This is a genomic window from Neobacillus sp. 204 (assembly GCF_046562815.1).
In the GTDB taxonomy this organism is placed as follows: domain Bacteria; phylum Bacillota; class Bacilli; order Bacillales; family Cytobacillaceae; genus Neobacillus.
Genome location: NZ_JBJORY010000003.1, coordinates 241399 through 264233, shown reverse-complemented (window position 1 = coordinate 264233; position 22835 = coordinate 241399). Strand labels below are relative to the sequence as shown.

26 protein-coding genes are annotated in these 22835 nt (G+C 41.9%); 20 read left to right on the top strand and 6 right to left on the bottom strand.

The annotated features are described in order from the left end of the window. Positions 1 to 67: 67 nt before the first annotated feature. Positions 68 to 991, bottom strand: a complete 924-nt coding sequence (locus tag ACJ004_RS08485) for a DMT family transporter (protein ID WP_410892651.1) — start codon at positions 989 to 991, stop codon at positions 68 to 70. 403 nt (positions 992 to 1394) lie between these two features. Between ACJ004_RS08485 and ACJ004_RS08480 the strand changes: the two genes are divergently transcribed. Further along, positions 1395 to 2363 (top strand): bile acid:sodium symporter family protein, encoded by a 969-nt coding sequence (locus ACJ004_RS08480; RefSeq protein WP_410892475.1) that lies wholly within the window; start codon positions 1395 to 1397, stop codon positions 2361 to 2363. A 57-nt stretch (positions 2364 to 2420) separates the two neighbouring features. On the opposite strand, the gene ade is transcribed toward ACJ004_RS08480, so the two are convergent. Both ade and ACJ004_RS08470 read right to left on the bottom strand, forming a co-directional pair. Then, the gene (gene ade, locus ACJ004_RS08475; protein ID WP_410892474.1) at positions 2421 to 4166 is read right to left on the bottom strand and encodes an adenine deaminase; all 1746 of its coding nucleotides are present in this window, start codon (positions 4164 to 4166) and stop codon (positions 2421 to 2423) included. A 24-nt stretch (positions 4167 to 4190) separates the two neighbouring features. Then, positions 4191 to 4661 carry a nucleoside deaminase gene (locus ACJ004_RS08470; protein WP_410892473.1) on the bottom strand — a complete coding sequence of 157 codons (471 nt, stop codon included), beginning with the start codon at positions 4659 to 4661 and terminating at the stop codon, positions 4191 to 4193. A 459-nt stretch (positions 4662 to 5120) separates the two neighbouring features. Here ACJ004_RS08470 and ACJ004_RS08465 point away from each other — a divergent pair, with 459 nt between their 5' ends. The 18 genes from ACJ004_RS08465 (at position 5121) to ACJ004_RS08380 (ending at position 18760) form a co-directional block, all read left to right on the top strand. Beyond that, on the top strand, positions 5121 to 6179 hold the full coding sequence (locus ACJ004_RS08465; RefSeq protein WP_410892472.1) for an XdhC family protein: 1059 nt from the start codon (positions 5121 to 5123) through the stop codon (positions 6177 to 6179). Further along, positions 6169 to 6816 carry an NTP transferase domain-containing protein gene (locus ACJ004_RS08460; RefSeq protein ID WP_410892471.1) on the top strand — a complete coding sequence of 216 codons (648 nt, stop codon included), beginning with the start codon at positions 6169 to 6171 and terminating at the stop codon, positions 6814 to 6816. The genes ACJ004_RS08465 and ACJ004_RS08460 overlap by 11 nt, the downstream gene beginning before the upstream one ends. A 37-nt stretch (positions 6817 to 6853) precedes the next feature. Beyond that, on the top strand, positions 6854 to 7453 hold the full coding sequence (gene uraD / locus ACJ004_RS08455) for a 2-oxo-4-hydroxy-4-carboxy-5-ureidoimidazoline decarboxylase (RefSeq protein WP_410892470.1): 600 nt from the start codon (positions 6854 to 6856) through the stop codon (positions 7451 to 7453). Between the two features lie 13 nt (positions 7454 to 7466). Next, the gene (pucL, locus tag ACJ004_RS08450) at positions 7467 to 8432 is read left to right on the top strand and encodes a factor-independent urate hydroxylase (protein ID WP_410892469.1); all 966 of its coding nucleotides are present in this window, start codon (positions 7467 to 7469) and stop codon (positions 8430 to 8432) included. Then, positions 8417 to 8776 (top strand): hydroxyisourate hydrolase, encoded by a 360-nt coding sequence (gene uraH / locus ACJ004_RS08445; RefSeq protein ID WP_410892468.1) that lies wholly within the window; start codon positions 8417 to 8419, stop codon positions 8774 to 8776. Before pucL ends, uraH begins: the two co-directional genes overlap by 16 nt. Before the next feature lie 369 nt (positions 8777 to 9145). After that, a complete protein-coding gene (locus ACJ004_RS08440) occupies positions 9146 to 9328 on the top strand; it encodes a hypothetical protein (protein WP_410892467.1) in 183 nt (60 codons plus the stop codon). Positions 9329 to 9346: 18 nt separating this feature from the next. Then, on the top strand, positions 9347 to 10606 hold the full coding sequence (locus ACJ004_RS08435; RefSeq protein ID WP_410892466.1) for an ArgE/DapE family deacylase: 1260 nt from the start codon (positions 9347 to 9349) through the stop codon (positions 10604 to 10606). Beyond that, a complete protein-coding gene (locus ACJ004_RS08430) occupies positions 10603 to 10905 on the top strand; it encodes an urease subunit gamma (protein ID WP_410892465.1) in 303 nt (100 codons plus the stop codon). The genes ACJ004_RS08435 and ACJ004_RS08430 overlap by 4 nt, the downstream gene beginning before the upstream one ends. Positions 10906 to 11214: 309 nt before the next feature. Further along, positions 11215 to 11544, top strand: coding sequence for an urease subunit beta (locus ACJ004_RS08425; RefSeq protein WP_410892464.1), 330 nt, complete (start codon positions 11215 to 11217; stop codon positions 11542 to 11544). Then, positions 11541 to 13253, top strand: coding sequence for an urease subunit alpha (ureC, locus tag ACJ004_RS08420; protein WP_410892463.1), 1713 nt, complete (start codon positions 11541 to 11543; stop codon positions 13251 to 13253). Before ACJ004_RS08425 ends, ureC begins: the two co-directional genes overlap by 4 nt. A gap of 10 nt (positions 13254 to 13263) precedes the next feature. Beyond that, positions 13264 to 13710 carry an urease accessory protein UreE gene (ureE, locus tag ACJ004_RS08415; RefSeq protein ID WP_410892462.1) on the top strand — a complete coding sequence of 149 codons (447 nt, stop codon included), beginning with the start codon at positions 13264 to 13266 and terminating at the stop codon, positions 13708 to 13710. Beyond that, entirely contained in the window at positions 13703 to 14389 is a 687-nt protein-coding gene (locus tag ACJ004_RS08410) for an urease accessory protein UreF (protein WP_410892461.1), read from the top strand. The genes ureE and ACJ004_RS08410 overlap by 8 nt, the downstream gene beginning before the upstream one ends. Positions 14390 to 14414: 25 nt before the next feature. After that, complete coding sequence (gene ureG / locus ACJ004_RS08405; RefSeq protein WP_410892460.1) at positions 14415 to 15026, top strand: urease accessory protein UreG; 612 nt, start codon at positions 14415 to 14417, stop codon at positions 15024 to 15026. Continuing rightward, complete coding sequence (locus tag ACJ004_RS08400) at positions 15027 to 15845, top strand: urease accessory protein UreD (protein WP_410892459.1); 819 nt, start codon at positions 15027 to 15029, stop codon at positions 15843 to 15845. A gap of 198 nt (positions 15846 to 16043) precedes the next feature. Next, positions 16044 to 16979, top strand: coding sequence for a dipeptidase (locus ACJ004_RS08395; RefSeq protein ID WP_410892458.1), 936 nt, complete (start codon positions 16044 to 16046; stop codon positions 16977 to 16979). Next, on the top strand, positions 16976 to 18004 hold the full coding sequence (locus ACJ004_RS08390) for a DmpA family aminopeptidase (protein ID WP_410892457.1): 1029 nt from the start codon (positions 16976 to 16978) through the stop codon (positions 18002 to 18004). Before ACJ004_RS08395 ends, ACJ004_RS08390 begins: the two co-directional genes overlap by 4 nt. A 5-nt stretch (positions 18005 to 18009) precedes the next feature. Beyond that, positions 18010 to 18240 carry an excisionase family DNA-binding protein gene (locus ACJ004_RS08385; RefSeq protein WP_410892456.1) on the top strand — a complete coding sequence of 77 codons (231 nt, stop codon included), beginning with the start codon at positions 18010 to 18012 and terminating at the stop codon, positions 18238 to 18240. A 163-nt stretch (positions 18241 to 18403) separates the two neighbouring features. Then, positions 18404 to 18760, top strand: a complete 357-nt coding sequence (locus ACJ004_RS08380; RefSeq protein WP_410892455.1) for a DUF488 domain-containing protein — start codon at positions 18404 to 18406, stop codon at positions 18758 to 18760. A 189-nt stretch (positions 18761 to 18949) separates the two neighbouring features. Here the strand turns inward: ACJ004_RS08380 and ACJ004_RS08375 are convergent, their stop codons facing one another. Both ACJ004_RS08375 and trhA read right to left on the bottom strand, forming a co-directional pair. Beyond that, positions 18950 to 19771 carry a YitT family protein gene (locus tag ACJ004_RS08375; protein WP_410892454.1) on the bottom strand — a complete coding sequence of 274 codons (822 nt, stop codon included), beginning with the start codon at positions 19769 to 19771 and terminating at the stop codon, positions 18950 to 18952. Positions 19772 to 19887: 116 nt separating this feature from the next. Continuing rightward, positions 19888 to 20535, bottom strand: coding sequence for a PAQR family membrane homeostasis protein TrhA (trhA, locus tag ACJ004_RS08370; RefSeq protein WP_410892453.1), 648 nt, complete (start codon positions 20533 to 20535; stop codon positions 19888 to 19890). A 128-nt stretch (positions 20536 to 20663) separates the two neighbouring features. Here trhA and ACJ004_RS08365 point away from each other — a divergent pair, with 128 nt between their 5' ends. Next, positions 20664 to 21254 carry a DUF1836 domain-containing protein gene (locus ACJ004_RS08365; RefSeq protein ID WP_410892452.1) on the top strand — a complete coding sequence of 197 codons (591 nt, stop codon included), beginning with the start codon at positions 20664 to 20666 and terminating at the stop codon, positions 21252 to 21254. Here ACJ004_RS08365 and ACJ004_RS08360 read toward each other — a convergent pair. Beyond that, on the bottom strand, positions 21245 to 22819 hold the full coding sequence (locus ACJ004_RS08360; RefSeq protein ID WP_410892451.1) for a glycosyl hydrolase family 28-related protein: 1575 nt from the start codon (positions 22817 to 22819) through the stop codon (positions 21245 to 21247). The two genes, ACJ004_RS08365 and ACJ004_RS08360, sit on opposite strands and share 10 nt — an antisense overlap. Positions 22820 to 22835 lie beyond the last annotated feature (16 nt).

Here is a 22835-nt window from a genome sequence, read left to right as displayed (position 1 = left end):
CTACGACTTGAGGCGTATTTGGATGGAGCTTTTTAGGGACAAAAAAGTGACCCAAACGCGAGTCACATTAATTGAAGTCTTTTGCCTTATTTAAAAAAATTAATTTCTTTTTTTGCTTTGATTTAGAAAGGAATTCCTCGAGTGCACCTGATCCAAATAAAACTCCAAATAGTATGAAGATAAACCCAATGATTTGCGATGCGGTAATACGTTCATCTAGAAAAACAACAGCACCGATAAGAGAGAAGAGGGGATTTAAGTTGATGAAAATAGCTGATTCTGCTACGCCTATTTTGCCAATTGCAGAATTGTAAATCATATGTCCTAAAGCTGTGGCAATAATTGCTGAAGCAAGGAAAATCATCCAAACACCAACAGAGCCATGAGCAATTCCCTTTAATCCACTGGGTTCTTTAAATAGACTAATAATAAATAAGATGATGGAACCAATGACTAGCATATAACCTGTCATCAGGCGCGGGTCCAACGTATCGGAGATTTTTTTTATCAAAATGAAACTAAATGCTTGCGCAAAAATGGCAAGGAAAACATATAAGTCACCTATAGAAATCGCGTTCACTCCGCCATTTCCGACGACAACAATAAAGGTAACCCCTGTTAAACCCATAATGATACCCAACAATCGAATTAAAGTTACCTTAGTCCCTATTAATATAAAGGCGACAATCGTCGTTAGTAATGGACCAAGTCCTAAAATAAGGCCGCCATTTGATGCAGAGGTTTTTAATAATCCAAGCGATAAAAAGAAGTGGTGACCAACAACATTAAATAAGCATGCGAAAAAAATATAGCGAAACTCATTTCTAGTTGGAAGCCTGACTTTCTTTAAAAAGCCAAGAATAATAAAAACACAGATGCCCGCTGTGAAAACCCTTAGGGCTGTAATCGTTATCGGCATAAAGTGTGTAACAACGATTTTCGTCGCAATGACATTTAGTCCCCAGGCCGCCATTACGAACACTAATAGCATGTAGATCTGATATTTATGAACTTTTGCCAACTACGTCACTTCTTTCTTAAAGGCTATTTTCGCATAGGTTGTTGTTTTTCGTATAAGCTCATCAACCCGTATAACTATATCTTCGTGGCATCTTTTCGTAAAAACACTTGCGAAAATTGCCTAGGAACTTAGTAAATGAACCTTATAAAGCTCCAAAAGCAATAAAGTTTACGAAAAGAGCCTTCACAAAAATAGAATGCAATTATTATACATCTTTAGTGAGCTTTTGACATGTATATTTTTCGTTTTTCGAAAGATTTTTAGATTGCTTGGATTCTAAGAAAAGAAATTGTGGTATTCTTAGCAATAGAGGTGGATGTCATGTCAGTAAAAAAAATAACGCCGATAGAGCTTCACGAAGGAGATCCTCTACATGCTGCAAAAGTTAAATAAACAACTTGAAAGAATCATGCCATTTATTACTCCGGTTAGTGTAGTGATTGGCGTCATGTTCAGTTTCCAGCTAAAGGACTTTTCTTATTTAGTCCCATGGATTTTTGCGTTTATGACCTTCGCAGGGAGTTTAAGTTCCAATTTTCATTCGTTAAAAGAGGTTATCGTTCATCCGTTACCCATTTTTATCGCGATGTTAATCCTCCATATTCTTATGCCCATCTGGGCTTGGAGTGTTGGTCATGTCGTTTTTTCTGGTGATATTTATACGATTACCGGACTTATTTTAGGAATGGTAATCCCAACAGGAGTCACAAGCTTCATGTGGGTAGCTATTTACAAAGGGAATATTCCGTTGGTCTTATCGATCATTTTAATAGATACCTTGCTCTCACCCATTATTGTTCCTTATTCTGTTTCGTTCTTTATGGGTGGAAAAATTGAAATGGACTTTATCAATATTATGAAGGGCCTAATGGAAATGGTCGTCATCCCTTCGCTGGTAGGTATGTATTTAAACCAAGTGACAAAAGGGAAAATTAAAGACCAATTAGGAACACGTCTTGCTCCTTTTTCAAAAATATGCCTGGGATTTGTGGTCATGCTTAATGGGGCAGTGGTCGCCCCATACTTAAAAAATATTAATCTTAAATTAGTCAGTATTACTTTGACCGTTTTTTTGATTGCAATGACTGGATACTTGTTTTCATTTTTAATTGGAAAACTTTTTAAAGGTGAACGTGACAATATCATCTCCCTGACTTTCACAGGTGGAATGAGAAATATCAGTGCGGGAGCGGTGATTGCTGTTTCCTACTTTCCAGCTGCGGTTGCTGTGCCAGTGGTTGTTGGCATGCTGTTTCAACAAATTCTTGCCTCGTTAAATGGGCTTTTTCTGAATAGATACTATAATAAACGAGTTGAAAAACAAGATTCTATCGCCTTATAAGGCAAGGCAAACACAAAAACATCCTCACGCCATAATTGGTGAGAGGATGTTTTTTTCTTACTCCAAATCTGCATCAAGTTCGATATGCTTAAATTGACTAACCTGGAATAACCCCTTATCTGTCAGCTTCAGTTCGGGTATGACTGGAAGTGCTAAAAAAGATAGGGTTAAAAACGGGTTAAAGTGATCATTTGCTCCTAATTTGTTAAGAGCCAGGTTGATCTCCTTTAGACTAGAATAAACCTCTTGATACGGTCGATCAGACATGATACCTGCAATGGACAGGTCCAATGAAGCAATGACTTCTCCATGGTTGACAACAACCAGACCACCCTGCATCTCTTTCATCGCTTTGGCTGCAGTTACCATATCATGCTCCGTCGTTCCAGCAATTATAAGATTATGAGAATCATGGGCGATAGTGGTTGCAATGGCCCCGGACTTCAACCCCAATCCTTTAACAATCCCTAAACCGATTTGATTTTTCAGGTGATGACGCTCAATGACGGCTAAGTTTAATTGGTCATTCTTAATAGAGGCCTGAAAGAGCCCGACATTATTCGTTTCAACCTTTTCAATACTATGACGGGTTACGAGACTATTGGGAATAATTTCAATAATATTTGCTTTGTTTGTTTTTAAAGGAATGTGAAAATGACTTTCTGTTAGTTCATGGAAACGAACCGAATTTCTTAATCGCTCTGTTTCAACGAAGGTTTGGTTGTTTAACTCCGTAGTAAGCTGCCCATTCTCGACAACAGCGATTCCATCTTTAAAAACGTTTGTAATATTTATTTTGTTCAGGTCATCAAACTGGAAGAAATCCGCTTTATATCCGGGGGCAATCGCTCCCTTACTTTTGAGCCCAAAGCATTCTGCCGCATTTATGGTGGCCATTTGAATGGCGGTAACGGAAGGGATACCTGAGGCGATGGCGAGTCTCACGTTGTGATCGATGCTGCCGTCATGAACAAGGTCATCTAAATGTTTATCATCGGTGACAAATAAACACCTTCTGGCATTGTGCTCATTGACGATTGAAATCAATTGTTGTAAGTCCTTTGCAACCGTCCCTTCGCGAATCATTAGGTACATCCCTCTACGGAGACGCTCCTTTGCTTCCATTGCTGTTGTGCTTTCATGATCGGTTCGGATGCCCGCTGCCATATAAACATTGATATCATTTGGTGATAAACCCGCAGCGTGGCCGTCAATTTTTTTGCCAGATTGTTTGGCTGTTAAGATTTTTTCAAGCATGTCATGTTCAGCTTGTAAGACTGCTGGAAAATTCATGACTTCAGCTAATCCTAACACACGCGGCTGTTGATAAAACGGTTTGAGATCTTCGGCAAGGAGAGTAGCACCGGAATTTTCAAACTCGGTTGCTGGAACACATGAAGGAAGCATAAAGAAAAAGTCGAACGGTAGATTTTCCGAGGAATCAAGCATGTATTGTATTCCATCCGTTCCTAAAACGTTGGCAATTTCATGAGGGTCGGCAATTACCGTGGTCACCCCGTGGGGAAGAAGAACCTTTGCAAATTCCTTTGGTGTGACCATCGAGGATTCAATGTGAACATGACCATCGATGAAAGCAGGAGAAATATATTGATCCTTCGCATCAATCATCTTTTTCCCTTCATATTCTCCAATACCTGCAATGTATCCATCAACAATCGCAATGTCCCCTTCAATAATTTCCCCAGTAAAGACATCAATAATTTTTCCATTTTTAATGACAGTATCCGCTGGCTCTCTTTTAGAGGCCACAGAGATTCTTTTCTTTAATTGATTTCCCTCCATCGGACAACATCCTCTTCTGTCAGATTAATATTCTACTTTATCCTTTGAATTATCCCATGTTCTAAAAGGTAAGTCTCCATCTGTCGGAAAGATCTTTTTCATTGGTATTTTTCGATATTCAACGGGAAGAGAAAGTTGATCATAAATAAATTGATCATCGAAGCCAATCTTCGCTGCATCTTTTTTGGTGCAGGCATAATAAACAGCCTTAGGACGAGCCCAGTAAATGGCACCGATACACATGGGACAAGGTTCACAGCTGGTATAGATTTCACAGTCGTTCAACTGAAAGTCATTTAAATTCCGGCAGGCATCTCGAATGGCTTGCACTTCTGCGTGTGCAGTTGGATCGTTTGTCCCTGTAACTTCATTTCGGCCAACACCTATGATCTTTCCATCCTTGACTACGACCGCTCCAAAGGGTCCCCCTTGTTTAGTCAAAACATTATTTAATGCTAGCTCAATGGCCTTTTCCATAAAGTGTGTATCTGACATACAGACCGCCCCATTCTATTTTTCAATTAGTCTATTGAAGCTGGATTTTTTCTGTGATTAATATCTGGCAGGATAGGAGTAAGCCTTGTGGGCCAGATATTGAAAACAGTGAATGAACTTAACATACATTATTCAACATGATGATCACAAATGCTCCATTATTGTAAGATTATCTGCCAGTATTTTTAGTTTATTGCTAATTTCCGTGCCTTCTGCTCCAATCAACTATCCGCATAATCACACCGCAAAATTTCTATGGAAGATTATATGACATTAGTGTAGATACTATTTCTCTATTTGGATATTATGGTGAAAAAAGATGACATGGAATTTGTAACCATGTTCGTCTATCTACATAAAACAACCCAGTTAGAAGAAAATTGAAAAAGAACATGGGTGTATTTTTGGAGGTCTATCAATATATATAGTGGTATAACTCGGAAGAATTGGGGGTCATAGATGGAAGGGATTCATGAGATCTTAAACGCCTTATACTCTAATTCGTACCAAAAAGGCGATGTCCTCGCTACCATTATTCAAGTAGAAGGCTCCGCTTATCGAAAAGAAGGTACGACCATGTTGTTTCGAAGTGATGGGACTCAGATTGGTATGTTAAGTGCCGGCTGTCTTGAAACAGACTTATCCTTTCGAGTTGAGGAAATCAGGAATGAAGGGACGGCTCAAACCGTTATTTATGATATGCGGGAGGAGGACGATTTATCGTGGGGACAAGGGGCAGGCTGTAACGGAGTCATCCACGTGCTCCTCGAACCTGTCGACGCCTTTCTACGTGACTACTTTAGTAAACTAAAGTGCCACTTGGACCATGGGAAACGAGTCACGATGATAAAAAGAATGACAAAGGAGCTTTCTGTTTCTGACTATTTATTCTTGTCTGATGATGACCATCATTTTGGAAAATGGCATGGAAGTGTTTCAAAGGAGATAAAAAGACTAGTAAACGATATTCATCAAACCTTTCCGAAAAGCGGGATCAAATATCTGGCGGAACTCTCATCTACTGTTTATGTTCATTCATTTAAACCGAAACCGCGATTAGTTGTCTTTGGTGCAGGAGCTGATGCAGTTCCTTTAGTAAAAACTGCCTCACTAGCAGGCTTTTCAGTGACTGTTTCAGATTGGCGCTCTACATTGTGTAATGACGTTCGCTTCCCAGAGGCTGAACAATTGTTGATTGGTTATCCTAATGAAACAATTCCATTGCTTCATTTGAACCGTTCTGATTCTGTCCTAATCCTTACACACCAATTTCAAAAGGATCAGGAGATATTGAAACGTTTAAAAGGGGTGGGCCTCAATTATTTAGGAGTTCTTGGTCCAAGAATAAGGACACAACGTCTCCTTGAAGGGGTGGATATCCCTCCGGAAATTAGCAGTCCAGCCGGTCTAGCGATTGGTGCTGAAGGCCCTGAAGAGATTGCTATCAGCATTATCGCTGAATTAATTCAACGACAGCGGAATAAAAGCGTACAAAAGGTGATTACATTTGAACGATAACGCAGGTGTTATCGCAGTCTATCTTGCGGCGGGCAGAAGCCTAAGGATGGGGATTATTAACAAGCTTGAACTCCCTTTGGGAGAGAAAACCATTGGTAATTCTGTCTTAGAAAAAGCAGTAAAGTCAGAATTGACGTATACCATTGTGGTGACAAGGGAGGCGGATCAGCTCAACTGGATTGATGGCTCGCTTTGGCAAACGCCGCTCCGGGGAAAGTGGAAGGCTGTGATATGCCAAGATGCAGATAACGGGCAGGCGCATTCCTTGCATAAGGGATTGAAGGCAGCGATGGAAAAGAAACCGAGAGGAATCATGGTCCTTCTTGCTGATCAACCCCTCCTGCCACTAAGTATAATCAATGATTTGATTGTTCGATACCTAAAGGAGATCGAACAAAATATCGATATCCCGTTTTTGGCGGCAAGTTTTCAGGGAATTCCAAGACCGCCGATTATTTTTTCACCAAAGGTGGTTCCGGATTTACTGAAACTGGAGGGGGACGAGGGTGCACGACAGCTTTTTAAAAAGGCATTATTAACGGGAAGACTAGTGGACTATGAAAACAGATGGGACTTTTTTGATGTGGATACGAAAGAAGATTATGAAGTTCTGAAAGGGCGTGGGCACGAGTGGTGAATAATCTGAGGAAGTCGACAAAAGTTTCACCTAACGTGTGGGTGCCTTCTACACCTCTGTCGCTGCATGGGATATGGCGGGATTATTCACGGTTCAACGGTCAGTTTCAAGTTTAAGAGAAAAAGAGGTTAAAAGGAATATGCGAATCTCCATAGAGGAAGTAAATCAAATGAACAAAGAAGAGTTTGTGAATTTACTAGGATGGATATTTGAGCACTCCCCATGGGTGGCATCAATTGCATGGGAGAGTCTGCCCTTTAAATCGCGTGAGGAACTCTTACAAACAATGGTGCTGGTTGTAAAAAATGCAGCAGAGGCTATGCAAGTGGCCCTGCTCCGTGCTCATCCGGATCTTGGGACTAGAATACAAATATCAGAGGTTTCACAAAAGGAGCAAGCGGGAGTGGGGCTTGATCGACTATCAAAGGAGGAACATAGGGAGTTTGTGGCACTTAATCAAAGGTATGTCGAACAATTTAGCTTTCCATTTATCATGGCAGTAAAGGGCCAAACCAAAGATACTATTCTTGCCGCGATGCAAGAACGATTGGGTAATACCTATGAACTAGAATTCCTAACAGCCTTAAACGAAGTCTATAAAATTGCCGGGTTCCGCTTAAATGATGTTATTCAATAAAGGGGATGATGGTATGGAAAGAACAATGCGTTATGGTAAAGCAGATGTTTGGGTTTATCGCACTTATGCAGCACCGCTTACAGGAGTCCGGCCGATTCCTGAATCAGCCTTTACTGGCCGCAGTAATATTCTTTTTGGGATGAATGTAAAGGTAGCAGTTGAAGGCGATGCCTTCTTATCGTCTTTTAAAGATGGAGATAATTCATTAGTTGTGGCAACCGATTCGATGAAAAATTTTATTCTAAAACATGCCGGCGATTATAAGGGTTCCACACAAGAAGGGTTCCTAGAATTTGTTGCCCGCCGTTTCCTTGAAACGTATCCACATATGAGTGCTGTCGATATTTCTAGCGAACAAATCCCATTCGACGAGCTTCCAGTCCCAACGAACAATCGATTTGAACCGAGTCCATTGGTGTTCCGCTATTCATTAAATGAACAATCCTTGGCTTCAGTTGAAGTGAAACGTTCCGGAGAAGAGATCGTCACAACCGATCATCTCAGCAGTTTGAAGGGGCTAAAGCTTCTTAAGGTCCGCGGAAGTTCCTTTTACGGCTTTGTACGGGATGAATATACGACACTGCCAGAATCCTATGACCGGCCGCTATTTATCTTTTTGAATATTGGGTGGCGTTATAACGATTTTGAGGCTGCAAAAGGAAGTACGTCTGATGGGTATGTCGCTGCAGAGCAAGTAAGGGATATTGCTTATACAGTTTTCCATGAAGAGAATTCTCCTTCCATACAAAATCTTATTTACCGCATTGGCCAGCGCATATTAGAGCGATTTCCACAGTTAGTGGAGGTTCGCTTTGAATCCAATAACCGGACCTGGGAAACCGTTTTAGACGAGATTCCTGCCTCGCAAGAAGGGAAAGTATTTACCGAACCACGCCCTCCATATGGGTTTCAATGTTTCTCAATGACCCGTGCCGATTTAGAAAATACAGGAGAACCACCGAAATGCAAGGAAAGTTAACTACTCATGTTCTTGATTTAAGTATTGGTAAACCAGCAAATGGAGTGTTAGTGGAATTATGGCAAGTAGATTCAGATAACCAGTTTCAATCTTTAATGACATGCCGAACAAATGAGGATGGGCGGGTGAGCCAGCCGCTCCTAGCTGCAGCATCCATGGAAATTGGAATCTATGAACTTCGTTTTTATGTGGGGGATTATTTCCGTAATCGCGGTACCTTGCTCGGAGATCCTTCATTCTTAGATTGTGTTCCTATTCGCTTTGGCATTTCTGAACCCGCATCCCACTATCATGTACCATTATTGATTTCACCTGGAGGTTACAGTACCTATCGGGGAAGTTAAGGAGGGACATAAAATGAAAGAATTTTGGGTGAAGAATGGGCTTGTTTTTACCAATGAAGGCTTTCGTGAGGTAAACATTCGAGGCCTTCCTTGCTAGCAGGCCCGTATATGGAGAAGAGAAAGCGGTCAGCTATGCTTTAGAGCTGGCAGTTAAATATGGAACGCTCTTCATTTTGTTCATATTAGCTCGGCGAAAGTAATCGAACTAATCGAGCAAGCCAAAAACGCCGGAATAGACGTCACCGTTGAAACCTGCCCGCATTATTTGATTTTTGATGAAGAAGATTTTCTTAAAAGTGGCGCCATCCTCAAGTGTGCACCGCCGCTAAGACCGCGCGAGGAATTCTCCCTGGCCTAGGGGCGGATCTGGTGTTGATCCGCTTAGATGAATCAACGGTTGTTGATAAACAGTCATTGGCTTTTCGAAATGCCTATTCCCCCTATGAAGGTAAGGAGTTTTTACTCAAGGTGAAGAAAACAATCTTACGAGGGAAGGTCATTTATGATGATCAATCCGGGATAAGCAAGGAGAAATTGGGTGTTTGCCTTTAGTAAAAAGGGGGAGTCTTAATGAATCAAGATAAGGAACGCTTGGTACAGTGGATTGAGGAGCACCAAGCGGAAATGATTGATTTTTTAAAAAAAATCGTGCAGGTTCCATCGGATAACCCTGCAGGTGACTGTTATCCGATTGCTGCCTTTTTACACCAATATCTTCAAGAACTTGGATTTGATGATGTCTCCTTATTAGAGGTGGATGAAGCGGAAGTGAAAGCCGCTGGAATGATTAGTTTGGCCAATGTCCTTAGCCGCACCGAGTTTGGCAATGGAGGAGGAACGAATATCGCCTTAAATGCACATGGTGATGTCGTGCCGCCAGGGCTAGGCTGGAGCGTCAATCCATATGGAGGCGAGATTGTTAACGGAAAGATGTATGGGCGTGGTGTGGCTGTTTCTAAATCGGACATTGCAGCTTATTCGTACGCCGTTTTAGCTTTGAAACAGGCCCAAATCAGTCAACAGTTGCAAGGGAAGGTCGACCTTGCCTTTACTTTTGATGAAGAGACAGGGGGAGAATTAGGACCGAAAAGGCTGCTTGATCAAGGGGCACTCACGCCCAACCAAGCGATTGCCGCAGGATTTACTTATTCAGCCGTAAATGCCCATAATGGCTGTCTCCATTTCGAAGTCAAAACAACCGGGAAGTCTGCCCATGCTGCCCTTCCCCATACAGGAATCGATGCGCTCGAAGCAACGACAAAGATTTTAAATGTTTTGTATGAATACCGACAGACTCTCGCAGCAAAAAAATCGGCTGTGCCTGGTATTGATCACCCAACCTTGGTTGTCGGGCTCATATCGGGAGGAATTAACACAAACGTTGTCCCGGATGAATGTGTGATCAGGGTTGACCGGAGATTGATTCCAGGTGAAGACGGGGCACAAGCAGAAGCGGAATTTAGAAGTATTGTGGAGGATGCGGTAAGGACGATCGAAGGAATAAAAATAGAAATTCGAAAAATTCTTCATGCCGAAAGTTTCGGACCTGTTCCAGAAGATTCACCATTAATTTCGACTCTGTCTTCAAATTGGCAGGCAATTATGAAGGGGAAGGGCGAATTAGCAATTAAGGGAGTACCAATCTATGCAGATGCCCGTCATTTTTATGAAAAAGGAATCCCCACGATCATGTTTGGAGTTGGACCCAAATTGCTTGAAGAAGCCAATGGGCACCGGGCGGATGAACATATTCGAATCGATGATTTAGTTGACGCCACAAAGATTATTGCCTGTACACTTTATGATTTATTAGGGGGAGGTAAGGGATGAAATTAACCCAGCGGGAGCAGGAGAAATTAATGATTGTTGTTGCAGCAGACCTGGCCAGGCGCCGCAAAAATCGCGGCTTAAAATTAAACTATCCAGAGGCGATTGCGCTCATTACGTACGAAATTATCGAGGGGGCCAGAGATGGAAAATCGGTCGCTGAACTGATGAGTGAAGGGACCCAAATATTATCAAGCGAAGATGTGATGGAAGGGATCCCGGAGATGATTCACGATATCCAAGTAGAGGCAACCTTTCCAGATGGAACCAAGCTTGTCACTGTACATGAACCGATTCGCTAGATTAGAGAGTTTGTAGTAGTCAATCGGGGTCATTGACGACCGAAAGCAGAGAGAAGAAGCAGAAAGGGTAGTCAATCGGGGTCATTGACGACCGAAAGCAGAGAGAAAAAGCAGAAAGGGTAGTCAATCGGGGTTATTGACGACCGAAAGCAGAGAGAAAAAGCAGAAAGGGTAGTCAATCGGGGTTATTGACGACCGAAAGCAGAGAGAAGAAGCAGAAAGGGTAGTCAATCGGGGTTATTGACGACCGAATGCAGAGAGAAAAAGCAAAGGCGGTAGCCAATAGAAATACAAAGGCGGGTGAAGTGAATGATACCAGGAGAATACCGATTAAGACAAGAGCCAATCATCTGTAATCAGGGAAGGACAGCTTCTAAGGTCATGGTGCTCAATCAAGGCGATCGGCCAATTCAAATCGGGTCCCATTTTCATTTTTTCGAAGTAAATGGTGCATTAAAATTTGAACGTGACCAAGCGTTCGGCAAGCATCTAAATATTCCGGCAGGCACTGCTGTCCGGTTTGAACCAGGCGATGCGAAAGAAATTGAACTCATTCCCTTTGCCGGTCAGCGTGAAGTCTATGGGTTAAATAATAAAACGGATGGCCGATTGGACCAAGGAAAGGAGAACCTGTTATGAGTTTTCGAATGTCAAGAAAGCAATATGCAGACATGTTTGGTCCTACAACAGGTGATGCCATCCGGCTTGCGGATACCGATTTATTTATCGAAATAGAAAAGGACTTCACCGTTTATGGGGATGAAGTGAAATTTGGCGGAGGAAAGGTAATCCGTGACGGGATGGGGCAGCATCCGCTAGCTACACGAGCACAAGGGGCACTCGATGCGGTCATAACCAATGCTATTATTTTGGATTATAGCGGGATTTATAAGGCAGATATTGGCATTCGTGATGGCCGAATTGCTGGGATTGGAAAAAGTGGAAATCCACTCTTAATGGAAGGTGTTGACATGACCATTGGGGCTTCAACCGAAGTCATTGCCGGAGAAGGCATGATTGTAACGGCTGGCGGCATCGATGCCCATATCCATTTCATCAGTCCTCAGCAAATCGAAACAGCTCTTTCATCGGGGATTACAACGATGATCGGTGGCGGTACGGGTCCGGCGACTGGAACAAATGCGACAACTTGTACGCCAGGTGAATGGAATATTCATCGTATGTTAGAGGCAGCTGAAGAATTTCCGATGAATCTTGGATTCTTAGGAAAGGGAAACTCATCCGCTGAAGAACCGTTAATTGAACAAATCAATGCCGGTGTGATCGGACTTAAACTGCATGAAGACTGGGGGACGACGGCCTCAGCTATCGATCACTGCCTCAAGGTCGCAGATAAGTATGATATCCAAGTTGCCATTCACACAGATACCTTAAATGAAGGCGGGTTTGTCGAGGATACGCTGGCAGCGATTAATGGCCGGGTGATCCATACCTACCATACCGAGGGGGCCGGGGGCGGACATGCACCCGATATCATTAAGGTCGCAAGCTTCCCGTATATCCTGCCGTCATCCACTAATCCCACTCGTCCTTATACCAAAAATACCTTAGAAGAGCACTTAGATATGCTGATGGTCTGTCATCACTTAGATCCTAATGTACCTGAGGACATTGCCTTTGCAGATTCACGGATTCGAAAAGAGACAATTGCAGCGGAAGATATTCTCCACGATTTGGGTGTATTCAGCATGATTAGTTCCGATTCGCAGGCGATGGGACGAGTGGGCGAAGTGATTACGCGTACCTGGCAAACGGCAGATAAAATGCGCAAGCAACGCGGCAAACTGCCTGAAGATAAGGGAGTGGGAGATAACTTTCGGGCGAAGCGATATATTGCCAAATATACAATTAATCCAGCGATCACGCACGGAATTGCAGAGGAAGTTGGTTCGGTGGAAGCCGGGAAATTGGCTGACCTTGTCATTTGGGATCCAGCATTTTTTGGTGTTAAACCAGAGATCGTCATCAAGGGTGGAATGATTGCCCACAGTTTAATGGGAGACCCGAATGCGTCCATTCCTACTCCGCAGCCTGTTCTATACCGTCCTATGTTTGCAGCTTACGGAAAAGTTAAGTACACCACATCGGTTACGTTCATGTCTAAAGCAGCGATCGAACTCGGTGTGCCCGAAAAGCTGGGTCTAAAAAAACAAATCAGACCAGTACAGGGAATTCGCCAACTTTCAAAACAAGATATGAAACTAAATGCTGCGATGCCAATCATTGAAGTTGATCCACAAACCTATGAAGTCATTGTGGATGGTGAGCATGTGACCTGTGAACCGGTGGAGATATTGCCGATGGCACAGCGCTATTTTTTATTTTAGGAGTGAGATTATGATTATTGAAGAAATCATTGGGAATGTGGAAGAAATCTCTACAACTGGGCGGCATGTTGAAAGAGTCTATTTAGCGAGTGATGACTTAGTGAAGCGAATTCAGCGGGTCACAACGGACCATGGGAAAGAGGTTGGAATCCGCTTAAAGGAACCCAAAGATTTAATCGATGGCGATATATTACACATGGATGACCGAAATATGATTGTCATCAGTGTTACAAGTGACGACTTGCTGGTAATTCAACCAACAAGCTTAAAGCAAATGGGGGAAATTGCTCATCAGTTAGGGAACCGCCACCTGCCTGCTCAATTTGAAGGGGAGGTTATGCTCGTTCAATATGATTATCTTGTTCGGGAACTACTGGACCAACTTGCTGTTCCCTACACAAGAGAAGAGAGAAAGGTGAAAAAAGCCTTCCGCCATATCGGACATTCGCATGGATAATCAACTCTTGGCGTTACTGCAACTCGGTGATTCGAATTTTCCTTCAGGAGCTTTTTCCCATTCTTTTGGGTTGGAAACTTACATTCAAGAAGAATCGGTCTATGATAAGGAAACTTTTTTTGAATGGATTCGCCTTTACTTAGAAAAACAAATGGCCGCTACCGATGGACTTGCCTGCCGCTTAACCTTTGAAGCTTTACTCAAAAATGAAATCGATGAGATATGGGTGCTCGATCAAAAACTGTTCGTGCAAAATCTCCCCAAGGAAGCACGGGAGGCAAACCGGAGGATTGGGGAGAGAATGATTCGAATGGGGATCGATTTATATTCAATCCCGTTATTAGAAACATACCTTAAAAAAATACGTATGAAGGAAGTGTATGGTCATCCTGGAGTGGCTTTTGCGATGATTTGCCAGTACTTAGGAATCGAGAAAAGTCAGGGGATATTGACTTTCCTTTATTCCAGTATGATGACCCTTATTCAGAATGGTGTCCGCGGGATCCCGCTTGGCCAGACAGCAGGTCAACGTATTCTCTTAGAATTACAGCCTTATCTGCTGAAAACAACGGAGGACATTGAGGGCATGGATGCTGACGATTTTGGAGCAGTTGCTCCTGGTATTGAAATGGCCCAAATGCGCCATGAACGACTACATACCCGATTGTTTATGTCTTAAAAAAACCATGAAAGAAGGGGATACGATGGAACCAATACGAATCGGAGTAGGCGGACCAGTTGGTGCGGGAAAGACGTTGCTTGTCGAGCGCCTAACGAGACATCTCCATAAAGAATATAAAATGGCTGTAGTAACCAATGACATCTACACAAAAGAGGATGCCCAGTTTTTAATAAAAAACAGTATGCTCCCTGAGGATCGAATTATAGGTGTGGAAACCGGTGGATGCCCGCATACGGCGATTCGGGAAGACGCTTCGATGAATTTTGCTGCCATTGATGAATTAAAAGAGAAGCATCCGGATTTAGCAATAATTTTTGTCGAAAGCGGCGGTGATAACCTAGCTGCTACCTTTAGTCCGGAACTAGTTGACTTTTCCATTTATATTATCGATGTAGCCCAAGGTGAAAAAATTCCCCGTAAAGGCGGCCAAGGGATGATTAAATCTGATCTGTTTATCATTAACAAGATTGATTTAGCCCCATATGTTGGCGCAAGCTTAGAAGTCATGGAGGCCGATACACAGGCGGCGAGAGGCAAGAAGCCCTATATTTTTACAAACTTAAAAGAGGATGTCGGTATAAACGAAGTGATTGATTGGCTCAAGTCTAATGCATTATTGGTAGGATTAGGCTAGGTGGAACCGCGGACTGGATACTTGCGGCTTACAGGTTCGAGGAAAGGGAAGAAAACCATTTTGAAAGAATCCTATTCAGAGGGGGCTTTAAAAATTACTAGACCTGTTTACCTGACAGGAGGCGGCGAAGCCTATTTTTATGTGATGAATCCGGGTGGAGGATACGTGGAAGGTGATTCCTATCAAACTTTTATCCGCCTGGAAGAGGGGGCTGAGATGGTTGTTACGACTCAATCGTCTACTAAAATATATAAGACCCGTATCTGTCCAGCCATTCAAGAAATGGAAATGCATTTGGAAAGCGGAAGTGTTTTAGAATATCTACCCGACCCAGTTATTGCTTACCAGCATGCGTGTTTTAAACAACGAACGGTCATTCGAATGGCACAAAACTCTTCCCTTATTTGCTGGGATATTTTTACCCCTGGCTGGGCGCCTGATGGGACACTTTTTCAATATGACTTACTTCAGGCCAAAATGGAAATTTATATGGAAGACAGACTTATTTTATTCGATCACGTGAAACTTCAACCTGACAACGATCTTAAGGGGATTGGCATGATGGAAGGTTTTTCGCATTATGGGACGATGCTTGTTATTGACCAGCGAATCACTCCTGTTTTGTTGGAGGATCTGCAAGATATTTTTGAAACTTTGCTAGAGGTTAGAATTGGAATTTCAATGCTAGCCGTTTCGGGTTTTGCGCTTAGGGTATTGGCAAATACTACACAAGACATTGAAAAAGTCTTAGATAGCTGTCATGAAATCATCAGGAGCAAAGTGTTGGAAAAAGAACCTGTTCATCTAAGAAAATATTAAACTGTCTCTGTAATTGGCACCACCAATTTTTTTCTTTTCCGAAAATAACTATGATTAGGATTTTCATTGCAGTATCAGCGGAGGCAAGCTAAATTGTTAAGTATAACTAAGTAATATTTTTGTTGGGCTAGGTATTTATTAACCTAGCTCATTTTGTTGTGTTAAAATTTTTAATAAAAAGAAGGGAGACTACGCTGCATGAATATCATTGACTTACATTGTGACGCCCTCATGAAACTTCAAGAAGCTCAAGGTAAACTACGGTTTGCAGATGCTCAGGAATTACAAACCAATAAAACGCGATTACAGCAAGGCCAAATCAAAGTACAGTGCTTTGCTATATTTATTGAACCTGAAATAAAGGGAGATCAGAAATTTCAAGTGGTCCTCGAGCAAATCGATTATTTTTACAAGGAAGTGCTCGGGAAGAATCCGGACATGGTCCATATCAAAGCATGGTCGGATTTTGATCGCTTAAAAATTGGTCAAATTGGTGCTATGCTAACACTTGAAGGCGTGGATGCGATTGGCAACGATTTAGCGAAGCTCCATATTCTTTACCAGCTTGGAGTCCGTTCTGTTGGTTTGACTTGGAACCAGGCAAATCTCGCTGCAGATGGTGCCGGTGAACCGCGCGGTGCGGGGCTGACGCTGTTTGGAAAAGAGATTGTCGAGTTTAATAACGAGCATCAAATCCTGACTGATGTTTCTCATTTGAGCGACCAGGGGATTTGGGAGGTCATTGAATTAGCCAAATATCCGATTGCCAGTCACTCGAATGCACGAGCACTTTGCAACCATTTGCGTAATTTAACAGATGAGCAGGCCCAGGCGATGTTTGCGAAAGGCGGCTTGATTCATGTCGTGTATCATCCACCTTTTGTTAAAGAATCAGGTGAAGCGACGATATCAGACCTTGTGAAACATATTGATCACTTTTGCTCATTGGGCGGCGTCAAACAAATTGGGTTCGGCTCGGATTTGGATGGGATTACAACTTTTATCACTAATTTGGAAGACGCCTCGAAAAGCCAAAATCTTATTAATGAGCTATTGAAATATTACCCTGAAGAGGTTGTCCGCGGATTTGCTTATCAAAACTTTCTTGACCATCGGCCAGGGATTTTCCGATGAAGGTGAGAGAAAAGGGAATCATCATTGGCAGCCTCCCAACTGGGAGGAAAAATTGTCTTACCGATGTTGCAGATGTGATGGTGGGGCATGTAACACTCGACTACCCGCTTAACGAGTCCGGTAATGAGTATGCCTGCACAGGTGTAACGGCAATCCTGCCTCATAAGGGCAATTTGTTTAAAGAAAAAGTAACTGCGGCAAGTTATGTTATTAATGGCTTTGGAAAAACGACAGGTCTTGTACAAGTAAATGAACTAGGTATGATTGAATCGCCCATCATGCTAACGAATACCTTCGCGGTCCCAGCTGTCACACAAGGAGTGCTGGAATACATGCTAGGAGAAAATCAAGAAATTGGCGAAACAACAGGGACGATTAACATTGTCGTTGGGGAATGTAATGATAGCTATTTGAATTCAATCCGTTTATTTCCAGTTAAACCAGAACATGCGATTGAGGCAATCAAGAATGCATCAGACAATCAGGCAGTGGAAGGGGCGGTTGGGGCAGGTAAAGGCATGGTTTGCTTTGGCTATAAAGGCGGGATTGGTACATCCTCCCGTATCGTTGAAGAGTATACAGTCGGCTGTCTTGTTCTCAGTAATTTTGGCAAAAAGGAAGAATTGCAAAGGTTCCGTTATCCAGAAGGTGAAGGTTTGTCTGAGACAGCGGACGGCTCAATCATCATGGTTTTAGCAACCGATGCCCCCTTAAGCGACCGGCAATTACAACGCTTGGCGAAAAGATGCGGCATTGGTCTTGGTCGAACTGGAAGTCATTTTAGTCATGGCAGTGGTGATATTGTTATTGCTTTTTCCACGGCACACAAAATTACTCACTTTTCGGATGAGAAGATCGAAGTCCGAAGCCAACTGCGCGAGGATCATCCGATTATGAATCAGCTTTTTACGGCAGCAGCTGAAGCAGTTGAGGAGGCCATCCTTAATTCATTATCACAAGCGGACACAACAAAGGGAAGAGCAAGCCGTGTTGTCCAGCAAATCAATTTCTTAAAAGAGGAGTAACCGTATTGTACATAACAATTAAAGAAACAGCAGAGTATCTATCAGTTCCAGAGGCAACCGTCAAAAGCCTCATCCAACAAAAGAAAATTCGCGCCCTATTTGATGGGGAAGAATACCTAATCTACAAAGATCAATTCAACACCCATCTAAAACAAATGGAAAAATACAAACAACTAATCGAAGAAATCCTAAACGAACCCATCCCAGAAAGCATCGACGTCAAGGACGAAGACTAACTCAGTGTTGCTAGGTCTATTGATGCCATTTTGGTGATTTTATTGGTGCTTTTTTGGTGCTTTTTTTGGTGCCTGACACCATTCGTGGACAAATCTACGGGTTTGTCCATACGGGGTGGACAGCGGGGTGATTATGGTGCCTGACATCAATTGGAGGTGAAGTATGTCTAATATTTTTTTGAAAAGGGTCTATGAGCCTTATGAGGAAGTAGATGGATGTAGAATTTTAGTTGACCGCCTGTGGCCGAGGGGAATTTCGAAGGATGCGGCGAAGCTTTCGTATTGGTTTAAAGATCTAGCTCCGAGCAGCGAACTCCGGAAGTGGTTTTGTCATAAGCCTGAGCTATTTGCAGAATTTCGTATCAGATACCTTGAGGAGCTTCGCACAGATGACCAGAAGCGGGAATATATCCAGCAAATCTATGAAATGGCAGCTCAAGGCCCAGTGACGATCCTATACGGAGCAAAGGACCCGGTCCATAATCATGCTCAGGTATTAATGGAGAAATTGGAAGATTAGTTGGTGTGGATCGATATCGATGAAATAGAGAATATCGGAGACGTATGATGCCCGTGAAGGGTAAAAAAAAGATCCAACGGTAATCATAGGAAGCGTATGATGCCCGTGAAGGCAAAAAAATCAATTCAACGGTAACCATTGGTCGTACCCTTCATCCATAAAATTAAGCAAAACGGGCTTTGGTCCATTTCAATCCCTGCGGAAATGCCCCATCACTTCCATTGTTTGCATGATATTCACAAACGCTTTCTGGTCCACCTTTCTAATGGTATGTTTTGTTTCATTTAATTCGAATTTGGTGATTACTGTTGTTAAAACCTTTTTGGGCTTATGGGTGTATGCTCCTTCTGCATCTGTTACCGTGACCCCGCGGGCATGCAAGTGAATGAGTGCATCCGTAAGCTCTTCATATTTATCCGTCACAATCGTTAGGGTTAATTTATTCTGAGTTGTATAAACCATATCCACTGCACGGCCCGCAACATAAATGGCGATAATCGTATAAAGGGTAATACCCCATCCAAAAATCAGTCCGGAAATCCCCACTACCAAGAGGTTCATACAAATATTTAAAAAGCCAACCTGCAAATTCCGTTTTTTAGCAAGAGTGAGACTAACAATATCCGTTCCTCCAGTAGAACCCCCAATTCGAATGATAAATCCAACCGCAATTCCATAAAGAGCGCCACCAATGATTGACGAAAGAAGAATATCATTACTAATAGGACGAATCGGAATAAACCTCATACTGAAAGATAAAACAAAAACAGCATAACCTGTCAGTAAAATAAATTTTTTTCCTAAATATTTTAGTCCTAATAAAAATAAGGGAATATTGATAAGCAAAATAATCCACCCAGTATTGATATGTAAAAAATGGTGGATAAAAAAGGCGATGCCTGTTACACCACCCGAGGTCAGTTGATGGGGAATAAGAAAGGTGTTAAAGGAAAACCCGAATAACATCGAACACAGTCCAATGACAACCATTTGAAAAATGACTCGTACCAACTCGACCACCTCTATTTTTTTGTGGTGCAGGATTGGTGTTATTTTGTCCTAACGGTAAATAGTTTATTTTCAAAAATAAAAAACGCCATCAACGAAGGCGTTTTAAAGTCTCACAATTAAATAACGTAAAGGAATACAGTTAAAAAATGTGCTAGACTTCCCAGCATAATGAAAATATGAAAAATTTCATGGAAGCCCATGTATTTTGACTGTAAGAACTTAGGTTTTGCCCCGTAGATCACCCCGCCAATTGTATAAAAAATTCCCCCAAGGATTAGCAGAAATAAACCAGTCGGATCTAAGCTGCCAGTAAGCGGTGAGAAAACAAACACAATCATCCAGCCCATCGCTAAATACAAGGCAGTTGAAATCCAGCGCGGGCAATTAAACCAAACCATTTTAAAAACAACGCCACTAATCGAAATCCCCGAAATAATTGAAAATAGAACCGCACCTATTTTTCCGTTTAAACTGATAAAGCAAAAAGGAGTATATGTCCCGGAAATTAGAATGAAAATCATCGAATGATCAAGCCGCCGTAAAAAGGCAATTACCTTATCGCGAGCAATTACCATGTGATAGGTTGCAGATGCCGAGTACAGCAAAATCATACTAACCCCGAAAATAATTACTGCAGTTATAGCTGTCGGTGAATTTGTTGTCGCAGCCGCTTTGATTACCATTGCAAGGAGCCCGACAAAGGATAAAACAGCTCCCGCTAAATGAGTCAGTCCATTGATAGGTTCTCGAATGTAATTATTCATTTAAAATGCCTCCTAGTACCATATGTAGTTTTTATAACTACTTATAATGATACTAATATTCCAACATCTAGTCAATCGATATATTTTTAGGTATAATAAAACAATAAACAATGAACGGGGTTAAATGGATGGAACATATCAATCAAGTTATTGAACAACTCAACTTAGAAGCGAGTTTAACGTTAGAGGAAATACCACAAATTGATTTATATATGGACCAGGTGATTCAATTATTTGAAAATAAATTCACAGAATCAAAACGGAATGAAGATGACAAGGTCCTCACCAAAACAATGATCAATAACTATGCGAAAGGAAAACTCATTTTTCCAATCCAAAATAAAAAATATTCAAAAGAGCATCTTATCTTGATGAGCTTGATCTACCAACTAAAAGGGGCACTTTCCATCAATGATATTAAGGCAACTCTTACTGGGATGAATCAAAAAATTATCAAAGAGGAGATTGACCTCGATTCCTTTTATACCAGTTATCTGAATTTAACTCGTCAAAATGTTGAAGACTTTAAAGTAGACCTTGAGGATAGTGTAAAGGATGTAAACGAAGAAATTACCGGGGATAAAAAAGGGGATTCCCCCTATCTTAAGCAGGTGTTGATGATTTCTTCACTAGTGCATATGAGTAATTTATATCGGAGAGTAGCCGAGAAATTGGTCGATGAAATAACTGTCGAAAAAGAAGAAAAGCGTCACAAATAGTTGTGGACGCTTTTTTCCTCTTCAATGGAAATATCGTGGATACCTGAGCCGACCTCGATCCCTTTAGGCGCAGAATTTTCACTCTTCACATTATAAATTTGAATAGAATCCGCCCGATTTTCACCTCCAAATATTTTAATGTCACTCCCAGCTTTTTTAAAATTTCTAAACGAAATATGTTTTAAAATAACATTTCTGGCCCGATACTGAACGGCAATTACCGGTTGGCCTTTGTAATCATAATTAGGTTCACCAATCAAAGTAAAATGGTTAATTACAACATTTTTATAAGCAGAAATTACCATTCCGCGCGGTGTAGAACCCTTATATAACTCTGTATAAATCGGAGCAATCGATAGTAGATTCGTCGCCATAATATTGTAGGCAGTTTTTGATTCAGCCTCCGTCCTTTTGTGATGGCCTATATGTCTGAAATTAAATGATCGGTTATCGTTGAGAGAAATATGCCCAATTATTTGTACATTTGCTGCGGCTGAAGAATTTTCATGTGCTTTTATTTCCACCCCGCCAAAGCATCGGGCTGAAGAATTATTGAAAAGCACCACATTTCGCGAACCATCATCAACCTCAATCCCGTTCGAATTAGAAAAACCCATCTTATGGGCCCGGCCACTTGGGTCACACATATGGCAATGAGAGATGAAGATATAATCACTGTGATGGGTGGTGATGCCGTCATCGCCAAAACCATAACCTGTCAAGTTATCAAGCCAAACATACTTGCTGCCCCCGCGCGCCCGAAAGCTGTCGCCGGCATAATTATACAAAGTTGATGAGATATCAAAGCAATGTAGTCCAGGGTTCATTGCTTCCACATCTTTAACCCAGCCAAATGTTACATTGGCATAGGTTAAACAGCTTGAGTAATTTCCCCATGTACTTGTTTTAGCAACATCGCAAAGCCTCTCGATATTCCAGTCTAAACTTAGGGCGCCAACGTAAAGGTGATGGTTTCCTTTCCAATGATTCGCGTTGGTAATGAGCCGGGTTCCTTTCTTAGCTGACTCATGAAGTTTAATGGTCGTCACACCTTTTCCAGCCCCAACAAGCATCGTCCAGGAGGGCAATAGGATTCCCTTTGTAATAAATACTCCGGCAGGTACAACTACTTTTACATTCCCGTTGCCAATCGCTTTTTTAAATGCAGTGGTGTTATCCGTCTTTCCATCCCCGATTGCCCCAAAATCGGCAACATTGACCTCGTTCATCACATTCTTATGTAAATTAATGTATTCTTCATCCAACATGCCCTTCCAATCTGGAATCACCTTTCCATCTGAATCTACCTTAATCATTACTGGATTGTCAGAATTGGCAGTCGTCGATAAAAGGCGAAAAAAAGCTGATGCTATCTGTTGAGAAAAAGATTTAGATGGGTGTGGACCAGATGTAGGACTACTAAGAGGAACTTCTTTCCCTTGACATTGTTTAAATAATTGTTCGGTTTCTATCTGAACGTTTGTGATGTCTAATTTCTGATCAGTTAATTGTGTAAGCAATATACCATTCTTTCTTGGGTCATGGTTCTTCTCTAAATAAAGCAATCATTTTTCACTCCAA

What these genes read in the sequence shown, in the direction of transcription:
- ade (WP_410892474.1), bottom strand. Translation starts at nt 4,166, where the DNA reads ATGGAGGGAAATCAATTAAAGAAAAGAATCTCTGTGGCCTCTAAAAGA.
- ACJ004_RS08425 (WP_410892464.1), top strand. Translation starts at nt 11,215, where the DNA reads ATGATACCAGGAGAATACCGATTAAGACAAGAGCCAATCATCTGTAAT.
- ACJ004_RS08380 (WP_410892455.1), top strand. Translation starts at nt 18,404, where the DNA reads ATGTCTAATATTTTTTTGAAAAGGGTCTATGAGCCTTATGAGGAAGTA.
- ACJ004_RS08465 (WP_410892472.1), top strand. Translation starts at nt 5,121, where the DNA reads ATGGAAGGGATTCATGAGATCTTAAACGCCTTATACTCTAATTCGTAC.
- ACJ004_RS08365 (WP_410892452.1), top strand. Translation starts at nt 20,664, where the DNA reads ATGGAACATATCAATCAAGTTATTGAACAACTCAACTTAGAAGCGAGT.
- ACJ004_RS08435 (WP_410892466.1), top strand. Translation starts at nt 9,347, where the DNA reads ATGAATCAAGATAAGGAACGCTTGGTACAGTGGATTGAGGAGCACCAA.
- ureG (WP_410892460.1), top strand. Translation starts at nt 14,415, where the DNA reads ATGGAACCAATACGAATCGGAGTAGGCGGACCAGTTGGTGCGGGAAAG.
- ACJ004_RS08485 (WP_410892651.1), bottom strand. Translation starts at nt 991, where the DNA reads ATGCTATTAGTGTTCGTAATGGCGGCCTGGGGACTAAATGTCATTGCG.
- pucL (WP_410892469.1), top strand. Translation starts at nt 7,467, where the DNA reads ATGGAAAGAACAATGCGTTATGGTAAAGCAGATGTTTGGGTTTATCGC.
- ureE (WP_410892462.1), top strand. Translation starts at nt 13,264, where the DNA reads ATGATTATTGAAGAAATCATTGGGAATGTGGAAGAAATCTCTACAACT.
- uraH (WP_410892468.1), top strand. Translation starts at nt 8,417, where the DNA reads ATGCAAGGAAAGTTAACTACTCATGTTCTTGATTTAAGTATTGGTAAA.
- ACJ004_RS08430 (WP_410892465.1), top strand. Translation starts at nt 10,603, where the DNA reads ATGAAATTAACCCAGCGGGAGCAGGAGAAATTAATGATTGTTGTTGCA.
- ureC (WP_410892463.1), top strand. Translation starts at nt 11,541, where the DNA reads ATGAGTTTTCGAATGTCAAGAAAGCAATATGCAGACATGTTTGGTCCT.
- ACJ004_RS08480 (WP_410892475.1), top strand. Translation starts at nt 1,395, where the DNA reads ATGCTGCAAAAGTTAAATAAACAACTTGAAAGAATCATGCCATTTATT.
- ACJ004_RS08470 (WP_410892473.1), bottom strand. Translation starts at nt 4,661, where the DNA reads ATGTCAGATACACACTTTATGGAAAAGGCCATTGAGCTAGCATTAAAT.
- ACJ004_RS08390 (WP_410892457.1), top strand. Translation starts at nt 16,976, where the DNA reads ATGAAGGTGAGAGAAAAGGGAATCATCATTGGCAGCCTCCCAACTGGG.
- ACJ004_RS08410 (WP_410892461.1), top strand. Translation starts at nt 13,703, where the DNA reads ATGGATAATCAACTCTTGGCGTTACTGCAACTCGGTGATTCGAATTTT.
- trhA (WP_410892453.1), bottom strand. Translation starts at nt 20,535, where the DNA reads ATGAATAATTACATTCGAGAACCTATCAATGGACTGACTCATTTAGCG.
- ACJ004_RS08395 (WP_410892458.1), top strand. Translation starts at nt 16,044, where the DNA reads ATGAATATCATTGACTTACATTGTGACGCCCTCATGAAACTTCAAGAA.